We start from the raw sequence: 16507 nt of genomic DNA, 5'->3' as shown, positions 1-16507 counted from the left end.
ACTCATGGAGCATACGTGGCGTTGGTACGGTCCTAATGACCCTGTTTCTTTAAGTGATGCTAGGCAAGCAGAGGCGACAGGTATCGTCTCTGCGCTCCACCATATTCCTAACGGTGAAGTTTGGAGTGTCGAGGAGATTTTAAAGCGTAAGGCTATTATTGAAGATGCTGGGTTAGTTTGGTCTGTCGTGGAAAGTATTCCTGTTCACGAAGATATTAAAACTCAACAAGGTAATTTTGATCTCTATATTCAAAATTACCAACAGAGTATTCGTAATTTAGCATCCTGTGGTATTAAGACCATTTGCTATAATTTTATGCCAATTCTAGATTGGACGCGTACTGACCTTGCTTACACGCTACCGGATGGCTCCAAAGCGTTACGGTTTGATAATATTGCTTTTGCTGCGTTTGAAATTCATATTTTAAAGCGTGAAAATGCGGCAGAGAGTTATTCAGAACAAGAAGTTAAAGAAGCGGCTGAGTATTATGCCAATATGTCATCTGATGACATTGAAAACCTGATTAAAACCATCATCGCAGGGCTACCGGGTGCGGAAGAAGGTTATACATTAGACCAATTCCGTGAGCGCTTGGCGCTGTATAATAATATTGATGAAAATCAGTTACGTGAGAACTTACGTTATTTCTTGCAGAAAATCGTTCCTGTCTGTGAAGAAGAAAATGTGGTTTTAGCTATTCACCCTGATGACCCTCCACGCCCAATTTTAGGCCTGCCACGTATTGTTTCTACCATTGAAGATATGCGGTTTATTAAGCAAAGCTGCGATAGTATTCATAATGGGTTTACTATGTGCACAGGTTCTTATGGTGTACGAGCCGATAACGACCTAGTAAAAATGATTAATGAATTTGGTGATCGCATTCATTTCACGCACTTACGTTCAACGGTGAGAGAAAATAACCCGAATACCTTCCATGAAGGCAATCATATTGCAGGTGATGTTGATATGTTTGAAGTGGTCAAAGCCATTTTAGCGGTTGAACAAAAACGCTATGCTGCGGGGCTTGCACCCATTCCAATGAGACCAGACCATGGCCACCAAATTTTAGATGATTTGAAAAAGGTGACCAATCCAGGCTATTCCGCTATTGGGCGCTTAAAAGGTTTAGCAGAAGTTAGAGGTTTAGAGCTCGCAATTAAGCGTATGTATTACCCTGAATTACTGAAAATCTAAAACCTAATTCGTTGTTAACAATATTGGCTTTTTATTTGGTATTTTGATGATACCAAAGGGACTGTTATACCCCTAAAGAAGCAAAACTGTTATTTCATTGTTACGCGACCGAATAGTATTTGGTCGCGTATTCTATTGACCATAAATGCTTTTTATATTTATTTTTATCTAAAAGGTACAGTAGATATGATATTAATTATATTTATGTTTTTATTTATTTCTTATTGAAGAACGGCAATAAAAAACACCTGAGATAAGAGTGAAATACCTATTCCTGTTGCAAATAGAAGGCTGCTTGCAGCATAAGCTTGTAGTCATAACCACTTCAAACCATAACTTCAGAATTTTTATCCTAGTGATAACAATTTATTTATATCAAATAAAACAATCATCATCCTGATTTACATTTACCTTGATCTACTCCGGGTTAATGGAAGGGATAATTCAGGGGCTAGAGTAGCCTCAAGATGACTTTTGTTTTATCCTGAACATTAGAGAACCGCTTTCGCGGATATAAATATGATGAGCAAAACGCTTTCGAGAAAATAAATAGCCTTTTCTCGGGAATTGTCGTTATAAAAAAATAGAAAAGAGAGAACGCAATGGGTATTCGTATCGTTCCTAAAGAAGAGTTAGGACAAGAAAGATTGAAAGAAAAAGGAATTGGTTTTATTCCACCAGTTCTGTTTCCTAACTTAAAAAGCTTATATCAGCGCCGTGCTGAGCGACTTAAAGAACTTGGTGCGGGAGAACATCCTTTTGCAGATTATCTGAATTTTGCCGCTGAAGTGGCAACCGCGCAACATAATGCACAGCATGATAATCCATTAGAAATGGATATGGCATCTATCCTTGAGCGTTCAACAAATACCAATAATTCGCCATTGGATGCAAAAACATTTCCACGCACAACACATTGGCACAAATTATTGACGGCAATTATTGCCGAATTAATGCCAGTCGTGCCTGAGTCTGTACGCCCTGCGTTAGAAAACCTGAATAAAGCGTCTGAAACAGAACTTGAAGCTATGGCAACTGCGCTGCTAAATGAAGAATTTGAAAAAGTTCCTGCGGATAAATCGATGTTTATTTGGGCTGCATTATCGGTGTATTGGGCACAAATGGCAGCAAATATCCCGGGTAAAGCGCGTGCAGAACATGGTGACCATCGTCATTTCTGCCCTGTATGTAATAGCATGCCAGTGTCGAGTATTGTGCAAATTGGTACATCACAAGGTTTACGTTATTTGCACTGTAATTTATGTGAAACTGAATGGCATATGGTGCGCGTTAAATGCAGTAACTGTGAGCAAACGGGTAAATTGAATTATTGGTCATTGGATGATGAAAATGCGGCTGTTAAAGCTGAAAGCTGTGGTGATTGTGGTAGCTATCTGAAAATCCTTTATCAAGAAAAAGAAGCTAAAGTTGAAGCTGTCGCTGATGATTTAGCGTCAATTATTTTAGATGCTCGCATGGAAGAAGAAGGTTTTGCACGTAGCAGTATTAATCCGTTCTTGTTCCCTGGTGAAAAATAAGCGGTAAAAGAGAATCGTGACTATGGCTGAATCAGACTTGGTTTTATATCGCCAACTTCCTGCGATTGATAAATTATTGCAACTCGATGAAGTGCAAATATTGATTGAACAATCAGGGGCTCACTGGGTCACTGCATGTTTACGTGAGATGCAAGAGCAAGCTCGAACCTGTATTGCACAGGCAGGGAAATTACCTGCCTGGCAGGAAGATTGGGTAAAAGAGTTAGCTCAACGCCATCAAGCTTTAGGGCAAAGTGCCCTAAAAAACGTGTTTAACTTGACCGGTACGGTGTTACATACCAATTTAGGCCGTGCGGTAATGTCGACCACAGCCGTGAATGCGGTTAGCCAAGTGATGAGTTCGCCAGTCACATTAGAATATTCTCTAGATGGCGCGATGCGTGGGCATCGTGACCGTGCGATTGCTGATTTACTGTGTGAGCTCACTGGCGCAGAAGATGCGTGTATTGTTAATAATAATGCTGCTGCAGTTTTATTATTGTTAGCAACGGTTGCGAATGGCCAGCAAGTTATTGTTTCTCGTGGTGAATTAGTTGAGATTGGCGGGGCTTTTCGAGTGCCTGATGTCATGGCTCAGGCTGGCTGCCAATTAGTTGAAGTGGGAACAACAAATCGGACCCACTTACGTGACTATGAGAATGCGATTAATGATCAAACTGCACTATTAATGAAAGTGCATACCAGCAATTACAGTATTGAAGGATTTACTGCTGAAGTTGAAGGTGAAGAGCTTGCAGAGCTAGGTAGAAAGTACCAATTACCAACGGCAATTGATTTAGGCAGTGGTTCGATGATTGACATGACGGCTTATGGGCTACCCGCAGAGCCCATGCCACAAAGTTACCTTTCTCAAGGTATTGATTTAGTTTCAATTTCTGGAGATAAACTTCTCGGTGGTCCACAAGCAGGGATTATTTTAGGGAAGAAGAAATGGATTGATGCAATTCAAAAACATCCATTAAAACGTGCTTTACGGGTTGATAAAATGGTTCTAGCTGCACTTGAAGCAACGCTAAAACTGTATTTAACGCCCGAAAAACTCACAACAGAATTACCCACATTACGTTGGCTAACACGAGATCCTGAAACTATTCGTGATAGCGCAGAAAGCATAGTTGTTGCTCTACAAGCCTTTTACGGGGATAAATTTATTGTTGAAGTTGAGCATTGCCTCTCACAAATAGGTAGCGGCTCACTTCCCATCGACCGTCTTCCAAGCTTTGCGGTAACCTTTACACCATTAAATGGAAAAGGTAGCACATTAGAGCAACTCGCTACGCAATGGCGTCAGTTACCTCAACCTGTGATTGGGCGTATGAAAGAAGGTAAATTGTGGCTTGACCTGCGCTGTCTTGATGATGAACATGCGTTATTACAGGCTTTACTTTCATGATTTTTGCGACAGCAGGCCATGTTGACCATGGCAAAACCTCATTAATTCAAGCTATTACTGGCGTAAATACCGCACACCTCCCCGAGGAAAAAAAGCGCGGAATGACCATTGACCTAGGGTATGCCTACTGGCCGCAGCCTGATGGTAGCTCGATTGGTTTTATCGACGTTCCAGGACACGAAAAGTTTTTAGCCAATATGTTGGCTGGGATTGGCGGTATAAATCATGCGCTTTTGGTTGTCGCTTGTGATGATGGTGTAATGGCGCAAACCCTAGAACACCTTTCTATTTTAAGACTAGCGGGCTGTGAAAATGTCAGTGTCATACTGACGAAGGCTGACAGAGTTGATCATTCGCGAATTGAACAGGTCACGGAGCAAGTTACCTCTGAGTTGGCTCAGCAAGGTTGGCCAGATGCAAAACTATTTATTACGTCTATTGAAGATGGGCGTGGCATTGATGCGCTACGGTTATATCTGCAACAGCTTCATCAGCAAAGTGGTTCACATCCCAATATCCAACGTCGTTTTCGTTTAGCCATTGACCGCGTTTTTTTGGTTAAAGGTGCAGGGATTGTGGTGACTGGTACCGCGTTAGCGGGAAAAATTCACGTTGGCGAGTCACTTTGGGTGACTGGGGCGGATAAGCAAGTTCGTGTCAGAGGTATTCACCGGCAAAACCAAATATCTGAATTCGCTGTCGCGGGGGACCGTGTGGCTTTAAATTTGACAGGTGATATTGATAAAGAAAATATCACTCGAGGTGATTGGTTACTTGCAGAGCAACCCGCATTTATTGCAACACGGGTTATTGTCGAACTGGAATGCGATACATTAATTAAGCACTGGCAGCCTGTGCATCTCTATCATGGTGCAAGCCATATCACTGGCCGAGTATCATTATTAGTGGAACAAGGAGAAACCCCTGTTCTCGCAGAATTAATTTTAGATACCCCATTATGGTTAGTAGAGAATGACCGGTTAATCATTCGTGATATTAGCGCTCGCCAAACGTTAGGTGGGGCTCGAGTGATACGTTTGGTTTCCCCACGCCGAGGTAAAAGACTCCCAGAGTTTTTGGATTGGTTATCTAGGCTTTGCCGAGAACAAGACGAACTGGCTCACTTTAAGTTACAACTTCCACAAGGTGAACTTAATTTACGGGATTACAGTTGGGCGCGTCAGCTCACCCATGAGGCGTTAGATAACTTATTAGCAAAAACGGATGTGGAACGGGTTGGCAATCACGTTTTATCCATATTTAAAACGCAAATAGCGAAAGAACATATCGTTCAAACTCTTGAAAAATTTAATGAAATACACAGTGACCAAATTGGTGTTGGCAAAGCACGTTTAAAACGTATGGCTCTGCCTTCAATGAGTGAAGCATTAGCCTTTAAATTCATTGATGACCTAATTACTGACAATGTTATTAAGCAAACACGTGGCTGGTTGCATATGCCTCAACATGGGTTGGTTTTTGATGCGCAACAGCAGCTGATTTGGCAACAAATATACCCATTATTTTCACGTAATGAGGCGTGGTGGGTGCGTGATTTAGCATTAGAAAGTGGTTATGAAGAAGATACGATGCGTCGCGTGTTAAAAAAGGCGGCACAAATGGGGTTAATTACGGCAATAGTTCGTGACCGCTATTATAGTCATGAACAAATTAATTATTTTGCTTCACTTATTCATCGTTATTGCTTGGAAAATGAAGCTATTTTTGCGGCTGATTTTCGTAACGAATTAGGGATTGGTCGAAAACTCGCGATTCAAATTCTTGAGTTTTTTGATAAAAGCGGTTTTACTCGTCGTAAAGGCGATGGTCACCATTTACGAGATAAAGGCATTTTCGTTGAATAAATTGAGTGTTTTAATCCGTTATAGTAGTGCTTCATAGCAACCTCCAATATTAAACTTGTGGTAAAACTAATGAAGAAAAAGTTATTTGCAGGCTTTTATCTGGCATTGATCTTTATTGGCTCCCTTTTCTTAGTCTTTGAAAAAGGTAGTGTAATTTATCCTGCACTCATATCGGTCAGTGTATATGCCGTTTTATTCGGTATTTTAATGGTGCTAACAGCCCGCTGGTTATTTTCTGTGATTATTACCAGTACATTATTTATCATCATTAAATTCCTGAACCAGTTAAAAGTTCATTATTACAAAGAACAACTCTTCTTTAGTGATATCAATATCATGACGGACACTTCCAATATGGGGACCTTGGGTCATTATTGGTTAGCGGGTGTCGCATTGGTCGGGTTGCTTATATTATTAGTCATTAATGGGGTTATTAGCTGGCGGTTGGTCAAACCAAGTAAATCAAAGATTACTCGCGTTATTGGTGTCGTTCTTATTGTTGCAGGTTATTTTAGTATTAACTTCACAAGCTCACATTATTATGACAGATGGTCTCAGACGTTGCCAAAAGGCCGAGGGACAGTGACCAATATTATTATGTCAGCACAAAATGCGAGTTATCAGTCTCCTGAATTTGCAGGTTCAGCTGATTACTTTGTGAAAAAAGCAGCTGCTATCTCCCTAGAAAATAATGTGGTATCAGAAAAGCCAGACATCGTTTTATTACTACAAGAATCTACTGTTGACCCACATATTTATGATTTACCTGAAGGAACCAAGCTTCCCAATTTATTTATGTTCCAGCAAGATAATGGCGTAAGTGCGCATAGTCAGATGCGGGTACAAACTTTTGGAGGGGGAACTTGGTTATCTGAATTCTCCGCCTTAACTGGCTTAAATAGCGATGATTTCGGTGCGCAAAAAAGCGGTGTATTTTATTTTATCGTTGACCACCTTAAAAATAGCTTATTCAAAGAAATGAAGGCCAACGGTTATTATACTGTGGTACTTACTCCTTTTAATAAAGGTGCATACCATTCAGGCCATGCCTATGAAACGCTTGGGGTTGATAGAATTATTCAACCACAAGAACTTGGCTACCCAGGAAAACTACAAGATAACTTATGGACGATCAGCACCGATGATATGCTGAAATACGTGAAAGAAATCTTAGCTCAAGAAACAGATAAACCTGTATTTATTTTCTCTCTTACCATGTATGAACATGGCCCTTATAAAGAGAGTCATAGTGATGACTATGGCATAAAAGACAAAATTAAAAACCCTGATGCTGCGGGTGAATTTAGCCATTATATGGACAAAATCGCCACTTCAGATGCATCAATACGCAATTTTGCAGACTTTATTGAAAAACGTGAGCGCCCGTTGATGTTTTTATATTTTGGTGACCATCAACCAGGCATTAGTTTAAATCAGTATAATTCTTCATTTTCATCTCCCGCTTACTTAACACAATTTACCTTACGGGATAATTTAAAATCAGGGACGGTGATCAAAACGGGCCAGCTAACCGATATTTCCTTCTTAGGTGGTATTTTATTGGAAAGAGCGAATTTAAAAATATCCCCATTTTATGAGGCCAACATCAAAATGCGTCACTTATGTGATGGCAAGCTGAATGATTGTGAAGACCAGAAGTTACTTGATAGCTACCGTAACTATGTTTATGGAACTTTAGAAGCGGCTAACGCCAATAAAGGTGATATGCAATAGTATGTTATTATCAGCCGTAGATATTTACGGCTGATCCCCTCTTTTTTGTTATTTCCTACCTAAAATATTAATACTTTCTTAAAATTTATTATTTTTTTAGGCTTTCTTGTTTTAATAACAAAACCATTCGTTATTATTTTTGTCTTAATTTTAGGTATTTTTTCTGTGAAATTTGGTGCTCATTTAGAGCTTAAGAATGGTTTAACGCTAGAAGACAATGAATATGAAATATTTGGTCACGGGAAGTGCGGGTTTTATTGGTTTTAAGCTTTGCCAGCGTTTATTAGAGGACGGACATGAAGTTGTTGGGATTGATAACTTAAATGCATATTATGATCAAGGGCTTAAACAATCCCGTTTACATTTATTGGAGCAGTTCCCTTTATTTCGCTTTATTCATCTTGACCTCACTGACCGTGAAACCGTTCGGGTATTGTGTACCCAAGAGCAATTTGACCGAGTCATTCACCTAGCAGCACAAGCGGGGGTCCGTTACTCATTGGAAAACCCATTTGCTTATGCAGACAGTAATTTGACTGGTCACCTCGCTATTTTAGAAGGCTGTCGCCAAGCAAAAGTGAAGCATTTGGTCTATGCCTCTTCAAGTTCGGTGTACGGAGTAACCGATAAGACGCCATTTACCACGGACATGGCAACCGATCACCCTATTTCACTGTATGCGGCAACGAAGAAAGCCAATGAATTAATGGCGCACTCCTACTCGCATTTATACCAGCTTCCAACGACTGGGTTGCGCTTCTTTACGGTTTACGGCCCATGGGGGCGCCCAGACATGGCTTTATTCAAGTTTACGAAAGCTATTTTGGCGGGCGAGCCTATCGATGTCTATAATAACGGCAATCTCAGTCGTGATTTCACTTTTGTTGATGATATTGTCGAAGGTGTGATCCGTATTTCAGATATAATTCCACAAACAAACCCGAATAACCCTTCGGCATCACCGGCAGAAAGCAGCGCGCCATATCGAATCTATAATATTGGTAATGGTCAACCCGTTAAATTGATTGAATTTATTTCTGCACTGGAAAAAGCACTGGGTAAAGAAGCGATTAAAAATTTTTTACCTATGCAAGCGGGTGATGTATACACCACTTGGGCGGATACAGAAGACTTGTTTAATGTGACTGGTTATCGCCCACAAGTTTCTATTGAGCAGGGTGTTCAGGCATTTGTGGATTGGTATCGTTCTTATTACCACCAATAATATCAATAAGCTGTAACATCTTTAGCAGGATTTGAGAGGCAAGTTTGAAAATAGCAATCGCAGGAACCGGTTACGTCGGCTTATCTAACGCCATGTTGCTGTCACAACACCACGAAGTGGTCGCCGTGGACATCATCCCTGAAAAAGTGGCGATGTTAAACAACCATCAATCACCGATTGTTGATGCAGAAATTGAGCAATTTTTAACGGAAAAGACGCTCAATTTTCGCGCTACAGAAGATAAAACAGAGGCCTACACAGGCGCTCAGTACGTGATTGTGGCTACACCAACTGACTATGACCCAAAAACCAATTACTTCAATACTAGATCGGTTGAGTCTGTTATTCATGATGTGAATGAAATTAACCCGCAAGCGACGATCATCGTAAAATCCACTATTCCGGTGGGCTTTACCGCGCGTTTACGTGAAGAATTTGGTTATACCAACGTGATTTTCTCTCCTGAATTTTTACGTGAAGGCCGCGCTTTGTGGGATAACTTGCACCCGTCCCGTATCGTGGTAGGAGAGCGTTCAGAGCGCGCGAAAATTTTTGCGGATTTACTGCTTGAAGGTGCGATTAAAAAAGACGTTCCCGTGTTATTTACGGATGGCACCGAAGCCGAAGCCATTAAGCTGTTTGCCAACACCTATTTAGCGATGCGTGTGGCATACTTTAATGAGCTCGACACCTATGCAGAAAGCCGCGGTCTAAATGCACGCCAAATTATTGAAGGGGTCTCTTTAGACCCACGTATTGGCAGCCATTATAACAACCCATCATTCGGTTACGGTGGTTATTGTTTACCAAAAGATACCAAACAACTGTTAGCTAACTACGATGATGTGCCAAATAACTTGATTAACGCCATTGTGGAATCGAACCGTACCCGCAAAGACTTTATTTCCGATGCGATTATTGCTAAAGCACCACGTAAAGTCGGTGTTTATCGCTTAGTGATGAAGGCTGGCTCTGATAATTTCCGCGCCTCTGCGGTACAGGGTGTGATGAAACGCATCAAAGCCAAGGGTATCGAAGTGGTGGTGTATGAGCCTGTTTTAAAAGAAAATGAATTTTTCCGCTCTAAAGTTATTCGTGACTTAGAGACTTTCAAAGCAGAAAGCGACATTATTTTAGCCAACCGGATGGTGCCTGAGCTGGAAGATGTGGCAGAGAAAGTCTATACCCGCGATTTATTTGGTAACGACTAAGCGGTTTTTATGAGAGTAGGTTGGCACTATGGTGACCTGCTCTCATAGATAGAGCCGTACAGCTTTTCTAAAACCTTACCAATTTTGAGGTATATCGCACAACTTACCTATTTTTAGACGCCATTTTGCAACAATCGCTAAGAAATGTCGTTTGCCATTTGCTAGCATCCGTCAATTGATTAAAAATTGGCTATTTTGCTATGCAGAACATAATAAAAAAACAAAGAGACGGTTTTATCACCTATCAAAAAGAAGGTGAGATAGATTTTTGGCAAATTGTTAATGATTATATTGATGGGAAGATCTCGGGTAAGAATTTAAGTAGCGGAAATATTGAGAGAAGTGTTGCTCGTATTCATGTAGATGGGCAAAACTATATTATTAAATGTGAAAAAGAACGGGATAAGCGTATTGAAAAACGGTTGATGCGTATTATTTCAGGACCTTTTTATTCACAGTTATTAATGCGATTAGTCTCTGCTCAAAATAAAGGTTGTATGGTAACCAATGACATCTATTTCGTTGCTGAAAAAATGGTCGGTCGTGAGTCAGTAGAAACATGGATTATTGCGGAATATGTGGAAGGAACGGTTTTATCTGAACTGGATGATATTACGCCTTACTATGCAGAAATGAAGTCTGTCATTAACCAATTACATAACTATGGTTTATCTTCTAATGACATCCATGCAGGAAACTTTGTTGTAACCAATGTGGGGCTAAAGGTTATTGATTTATCAGATTATGGTAATTTTGCTATTTGCAAAGCGAATGATTTAATTGCATTACAGCGTTTTTACGATATTGAACCCGATAGCAAAAATTGTGTTTATCGCTTTATTCGTTTTAGAGATAACTTTCGTCATTGGTCAAGAAAAATAAGAGGAAAGAAAACTCGGCTTTAGTGTGCTATGCCAAGTTTTCATTACTACTAAATTACCGAAAATAACAAAGTTACCGATCACAACAAAACTATTGATAAAGCGCATCTAAAAATTCAGGGATAAAACTACCTGTCCCATGGCAGCGCTGGGTTGCGGTTTCTCCGGCTTGCTTCATGATAGCGCAAGCAGCGGCAACATTTTGCAGCCTATCACCAGGTAGAGCACAACATGCAGCAACCACCGCAGAAAGAGCGCATCCCGTACCGACCACCCGAGTCATTAAAATATGGCCGCCAGTCACCGCAAAGGTACGTGTTCCATCGGTGATGTAATCCACTTCACCGCTTATCGCAACAATAGTCTTAGCTTGTCTCGCTAATAATTGTGCCGCGGGGAGTGCATCATCAGTGGAGTTAAGGGAATCAACGCCTCTGCCACCTGCACTGCTTCCTGCTAACGCCATAATTTCAGAAGCATTACCGCGAATAGCGGCAGGTTTGAGTGTCAACAATTCATGGCAAAAATGGGTACGAAAGCTGAGCGCACCTGCAGCGACAGGGTCAAGTACCCAAGGTTTTTGTGCTTGATTTGCACTGTTAACCGCACATTTCATCGCATATCGACGCTCTGTCGTTAATGTGCCCACATTAATTAGTAAGCCATGTGCGATAGCGGCAAACTGCTCAGCTTCTTCGGGTTCAATCACCATGGCTGGGGAACAGCCGAGTGCTAATAGGACATTGGCAGTGAAGGTCTGAACAACATCGTTTGTCATGCAATGAACAAGAGGAGATTGAGAATTAAGTTGCTGTAGTACCAGTGATTTCGCCGTGTTACTGATGTGTTCAAATTCTAACATGATCCCCTCATTAATAGTGATAGAGTATAGGTTTGTTGATTTATTCTACACTCTATCTGTTTTAATGAAAGAACCGCTTAATCAGCAAGGTACTTCTCCATTACCATTCCACCAGCACCCTGAGCAACGATTTCATATGAATCATTGGCGGGATAAATACGTGTCTTAATATGAGGGAAAATAGCGAGTTTTTCTTCAATCGATTTTTTAGTCATCTCAAAAAAATGATTTTTAGGTGTTAGGGTGCCGCCGCACACCACCACATCGGCTTGCGTCGTTAAAATAGCATTAGCGATGGCGATACCATAATAATAGGCCGCCTCACCCAGCGCTTCAAGGCATAGGGCATCGTCCACTGTGAGAGCTTGGAAAATAGTATGGTAGCTAATTTCAGACTCATTATTAACTAATTCATTGATTATTGAACTTTTACCCAACCTGAGTTGCTGGATTACTCGTGCCTTAATCGCAGACAGTGAACTATATTGCTTTAAACAGCCAAATGACCCACATTCACAGCGCTGGCCATTAATATCAATCGTTGTATGGCCAAAGGCTTGAGCTGTACTAATGGGGGCCGGAGCGTATTGGTTATTGATGATGGTGCAACTGCGAATATCAGTATCACAGGTTGTGAATAAAAATCTTTGGCTATCAGAGGTATAGCGCAAGCGATACTCAGCAAAAGCCGCAAAACTAATCCCACTTCCGAGTAACACAAAACAAGGAACTTTACTGGAAATGTAGTCGTGAAGTTCTTTTATTCTTGCGTGGTATTGATGATATGGCAGTTTATCACGTTCTAAAATATGGTCGATGGCGATGCCGATACCCAACAAGCTTTCTACGCTAAGTCCATGTTCAGCTAATAAAATATCTAATCTGTTGAGCAGATGATCCACCATATTTTCTGCGGTTTCTAGGTGCTCATATTTCACTTTTACCATACCTAAAATATCCAATTTTAGGTTTTGTAAAACAATCGTTGAATATATATCACTCATTTCAATGCCAACAAGATAACCATCTGCAGCATTAATGTTATAGAGGATTGGTTTGCGGCCACCGGTCGACTCTCCGAGCTCAGAAGTCGAAATTAAGTGATTTCTCCCAAGTTCGTCGAGTAACCGAGCACAAGTTGCTGGTTTCATGCTAGCCAGTGATGTCAACGTCTCTGCCCTAATGGGACCATGGTTTAAAATTAATCGGTAAAGCGTTTTGAGTTTTTGTGTTTTTGAATTTTTTGAGGTGCGAAATTCATTTAATAGTGTATGTAACAAGCGCCTCACTCCTTTTCATTCCGACTCTATCGATAAAGATTAGCAAATATACGCATAAGATTCTGCTTCCTGTGACACATCATATCGAAATACTTTTTATTAAAATGAGATTAAGATCGCTGTTCTGTTTCTAAATTGCTTTATGATCAATTTTAACAATTTTTAGTCGATGTCAATTTGGAGACAACCATGCATCATACAAAAGATATTCTAGAAAGCTTAAGCTTTATTCAGTCTCGCACAGATATTAAACCAACAGTGGGCATTATTCTGGGTTCAGGACTCGGTCCGTTCGCGGATACATTAGAAAATGCAGTGCATATTCCTTATAGCGAAATTCCACACTTTGCTAAATCTGAAGCGGTAGGGCATGCCAATGAATTGGTGATCGGCACCATCGCAGGTAAAAATGTGGTTGCCATGAAAGGCCGTTTCCACTATTACGAAGGCTTTACCCTTGACCAAGTCACTTTCCCTGTGCGTTTGATGAAAGCGTTGGGTGTTGAAAAATTGATTATCACCAATGCCTGCGGTGCGGTAAATACCGACTTCAACCCAGGTGATCTGATGATTATTACCGATCATATTAATTTAACTGCAAATAACCCACTGATGGGGCCAAATAACCCTGAATTAGGGGTGCGTTTCTTGGATGTCAGTGAGGTGTATAACAAAGAATTACGCCAAACAATCAAGAATGTAGCGGCTGAACAAGGTGTTTCTGTCCGTGAAGGTGTTTATGCATGGTGGACAGGCCCAACTTATGAAACACCTGCCGAAATTCGTATGATCAGAACCTTAGGCGCAGATGCTGTTGGTATGTCTACCGTACCAGAAGCTCTGGTCGCTCATCATTCACAAATTAAAACAGTGGGCATTTCCTGCTTAACCAATATGGCTTGCGGTATTTTAGAACAGCCACTTAGTCATGACGAAGTTATTGAAACAGCTGAAAAAGTTAAAGCGACCTTCTTGAAATTAGTGACAGGCGTGATCGAACGCTTCTAATTTTTTAGGTTCTTTTTCTCAAACTAATATAAAGATGTCCATGACACTAAATAAGGTGAATATTGAAATGAAATTTAAAGGTCTAATTTTAGTTTCTTTAGGCGCTTGTAGTTATGGCATCCTTTCAACACTCGTCGTGTTGGCCTACCGCGCAGGGTATTCCTTGAATGATGTCATCGGTAGCCAAACGGTATTAGGTGCGATTTTACTGTGGTTTTTTGTTGTCGCAGGCGTATTAGTTAAAAAAGCACGTCTAGTATGGCCAACACGTCGGCAAGGCCTATTAATGTTACTCACTGGGACGACAACCGGGTTAACCGGGCTTTTGTATTATGCATCATTGCAATATTTATCCCCTGCACTTGGTGTCGTACTCTTTTTGCAATTTACATGGATGGGGGTTGCAATTAACGCATTTATTGACCGCAAAATTCCTCCCGTAATGACCATGGTGTCAGTTGTGGTGATATTAATTGGAACAGTATTAGCGACAGGTTTGTTAAACAGTTCAGGGATCGTGTTTCACTGGCTTGGTGTGCTATTAGGATTATGTGCAGCATTATCGAACGCTATTCGTGTTTACGTCAGTGGAGCATTAGCGGTTAAAACAGATCCTATGATGCGTTCTGCAATTATGGTAACAGGGGGCGCAATTTTGACATCAATTGTTGTTCCGCCAACATTCTTATTGAGCGCTTCAACGTTTCAATCTCTATTTTTCTCATACGGATTACCTCTGGCTTTCTTTGGTTCTTTCTTCGGTATGTGGATGTTTGCCAAAGGTACTCCACTGATCGGTACCAGTTTAGCGACCATTGTTAGCTCAATGCAGTTACCTGTCACGATTTTATTATCCGTAACGGTATTGCATTTACCTCTTGAATTCATTCAGTTTGTTGGTGTTGCTGTCATCCTTATGGGTGTTACCATTGCTGAGTTGAAAATAAAAACAAATAAATATAACTCCAAACGGAGCCTTGTATGAATATTAAATCCCGCTTGAAAATCATGCTTTTCCTGCAATATTTTGTTTGGGGAAGTTGGTTAGTTACACTCGGCTCGTACATGATGAAAACATTGAGTTTTTCAGGTGCAGAAGTCGGTATGGTGTATAGCTCAAAGGGTATTGCTGCTATTTTAATGCCCGGGCTTATCGGAATCATTGCAGATAAATACATTCCAGCAAATCGTTTATATATGATTTGCCATTTGATTGGGGCTGCTGCATTGTTTTATGCCGCAACAGTCACAAGTTCAACTATCATGTTCTGGGTGATGTTAATTAATGCAATGGCCTTTATGCCAACAATTGCACTCTCAAATAGCATCAGTTATTCATCATTAAGCCAATATCAGCTCGATTCAGTGAGTAACTTTCCACCTATTCGTGTGTTTGGTACGGTAGGCTTTATTGTTGCAATGTGGAGCATTAGCTTATTGAAATTTGAGCTAAGTAGTATGCAGCTTTATATTGCAGGTGGTTGTTCATTGCTTTTAGCGCTTTATTCACTAACTTTGCCAAAAATTGAAGTCAATAAAAAAGCGATTTCAAGTAGTTGGATCAGTAAGCTAGGTTTAGATGCTTTGGTGTTATTTAAAAAGCCTATTATGGCGGTATTTTTCTTATTCGCTATGTTACTTGGCGCTGTTTTACAAATCACGAATACATTTGGTAACCCATTCTTGCACGACTTCGGGCTGAACCCGTTATACCAAGATAGTTTGGTGGTACAGTATCCATCGATATTATTATCGATCTCTCAGATGGCTGAAGTGTGTTTTATCTTAGCAATTCCATTTTTCTTGAAACGCTATGGCATTAAAACAGTCATGTTATTAAGTATGTTCGCTTGGACACTACGCTTTGGTTTCTTTGCGTTTGGCGACCCATCAGCCATTGGTTTGATGTTCTTGATCATGTCGATGATTGTTTATGGCTGCGCATTTGATTTCTTTAATATTTCAGGCTCTATATTTATTGAAAGAGAAGTAGATACGCGTATGCGTGCGAGTGCCCAAGGCTTATTTATGACAATGGTTAACGGTGTTGGGGCCTATTTTGGTGCGATACTAAGTGGATTGGTTGTCGACTATTACACCGTGGATGGTATTAAAGATTGGCAAATGATTTGGTTAGTTTTTGCTTCTTATACTGTTGTATTGGCAATAATATTCCAATTTACGTTCCATTATCACCATGATAAAGACGCAGCACTGAAAGAAGCCAAATCTAGCTAAGATAAATCGTTATAAATAACATTCAATTTAAGAGAAAACCATAAATTTGGTTT

Annotated in this window: 13 protein-coding genes; 11 read left to right on the top strand and 2 right to left on the bottom strand. The window is 40.5% G+C overall.

Features of this window, described 5'->3' with window-relative positions; translation table 11 throughout:
- Positions 1 to 4 precede the first annotated feature (4 nt).
- From uxuA to P3L37_RS20845, 8 genes are all read left to right on the top strand, one after another.
- Complete coding sequence (gene uxuA, locus P3L37_RS20880; RefSeq protein ID WP_109912535.1) at positions 5 to 1198, top strand: mannonate dehydratase; 1194 nt, start codon at positions 5 to 7, stop codon at positions 1196 to 1198.
- A gap of 602 nt (positions 1199 to 1800) precedes the next feature.
- Positions 1801 to 2736 (top strand): formate dehydrogenase accessory protein FdhE, encoded by a 936-nt coding sequence (gene fdhE / locus P3L37_RS20875; protein WP_004906186.1) that lies wholly within the window; start codon positions 1801 to 1803, stop codon positions 2734 to 2736.
- A gap of 22 nt (positions 2737 to 2758) precedes the next feature.
- Positions 2759 to 4150, top strand: a complete 1392-nt coding sequence (selA, locus tag P3L37_RS20870) for an L-seryl-tRNA(Sec) selenium transferase (RefSeq protein ID WP_004906852.1) — start codon at positions 2759 to 2761, stop codon at positions 4148 to 4150.
- Complete coding sequence (selB, locus tag P3L37_RS20865) at positions 4147 to 6015, top strand: selenocysteine-specific translation elongation factor (protein ID WP_109912534.1); 1869 nt, start codon at positions 4147 to 4149, stop codon at positions 6013 to 6015. Before selA ends, selB begins: the two co-directional genes overlap by 4 nt.
- Before the next feature lie 69 nt (positions 6016 to 6084).
- Positions 6085 to 7749 (top strand): LTA synthase family protein, encoded by a 1665-nt coding sequence (locus tag P3L37_RS20860; protein ID WP_109912533.1) that lies wholly within the window; start codon positions 6085 to 6087, stop codon positions 7747 to 7749.
- A gap of 223 nt (positions 7750 to 7972) precedes the next feature.
- On the top strand, positions 7973 to 8974 hold the full coding sequence (locus tag P3L37_RS20855; protein WP_109912561.1) for an NAD-dependent epimerase: 1002 nt from the start codon (positions 7973 to 7975) through the stop codon (positions 8972 to 8974).
- 44 nt (positions 8975 to 9018) lie between these two features.
- Positions 9019 to 10185 carry a nucleotide sugar dehydrogenase gene (locus tag P3L37_RS20850; protein ID WP_004906857.1) on the top strand — a complete coding sequence of 389 codons (1167 nt, stop codon included), beginning with the start codon at positions 9019 to 9021 and terminating at the stop codon, positions 10183 to 10185.
- Positions 10186 to 10385: 200 nt separating this feature from the next.
- Positions 10386 to 11090: a lipopolysaccharide core heptose(II) kinase RfaY gene (locus tag P3L37_RS20845; protein ID WP_109912532.1), complete on the top strand. Its 705-nt coding sequence runs from the start codon at positions 10386 to 10388 to the stop codon at positions 11088 to 11090.
- Between the two features lie 67 nt (positions 11091 to 11157).
- Here the strand turns inward: P3L37_RS20845 and thiM are convergent, their stop codons facing one another.
- Entirely contained in the window at positions 11158 to 11928 is a 771-nt protein-coding gene (gene thiM / locus P3L37_RS20840; RefSeq protein WP_004906861.1) for a hydroxyethylthiazole kinase, read from the bottom strand.
- A 77-nt stretch (positions 11929 to 12005) separates the two neighbouring features.
- Positions 12006 to 13079, bottom strand: a complete 1074-nt coding sequence (locus P3L37_RS20835; protein ID WP_226538007.1) for an ROK family protein — start codon at positions 13077 to 13079, stop codon at positions 12006 to 12008.
- A 318-nt stretch (positions 13080 to 13397) separates the two neighbouring features.
- Here P3L37_RS20835 and P3L37_RS20830 point away from each other — a divergent pair, with 318 nt between their 5' ends.
- From P3L37_RS20830 to P3L37_RS20820, 3 genes are all read left to right on the top strand, one after another.
- Positions 13398 to 14216, top strand: coding sequence for a purine-nucleoside phosphorylase (locus P3L37_RS20830; RefSeq protein ID WP_004906865.1), 819 nt, complete (start codon positions 13398 to 13400; stop codon positions 14214 to 14216).
- Positions 14217 to 14283: 67 nt separating this feature from the next.
- Complete coding sequence (locus P3L37_RS20825; protein WP_004906867.1) at positions 14284 to 15201, top strand: DMT family transporter; 918 nt, start codon at positions 14284 to 14286, stop codon at positions 15199 to 15201.
- Positions 15198 to 16454 (top strand): nucleoside permease, encoded by a 1257-nt coding sequence (locus P3L37_RS20820; RefSeq protein ID WP_109912530.1) that lies wholly within the window; start codon positions 15198 to 15200, stop codon positions 16452 to 16454. Before P3L37_RS20825 ends, P3L37_RS20820 begins: the two co-directional genes overlap by 4 nt.
- Positions 16455 to 16507 lie beyond the last annotated feature (53 nt).

Origin of the sequence: Providencia sp. PROV114 (genome assembly GCF_032704305.1) — a bacterium.
GTDB lineage: Bacteria > Pseudomonadota > Gammaproteobacteria > Enterobacterales > Enterobacteriaceae > Providencia > Providencia rettgeri.
The sequence above is the reverse complement of the archived record's forward strand: the minus strand, read 5'-3'. Positions and strand labels throughout refer to the sequence as shown.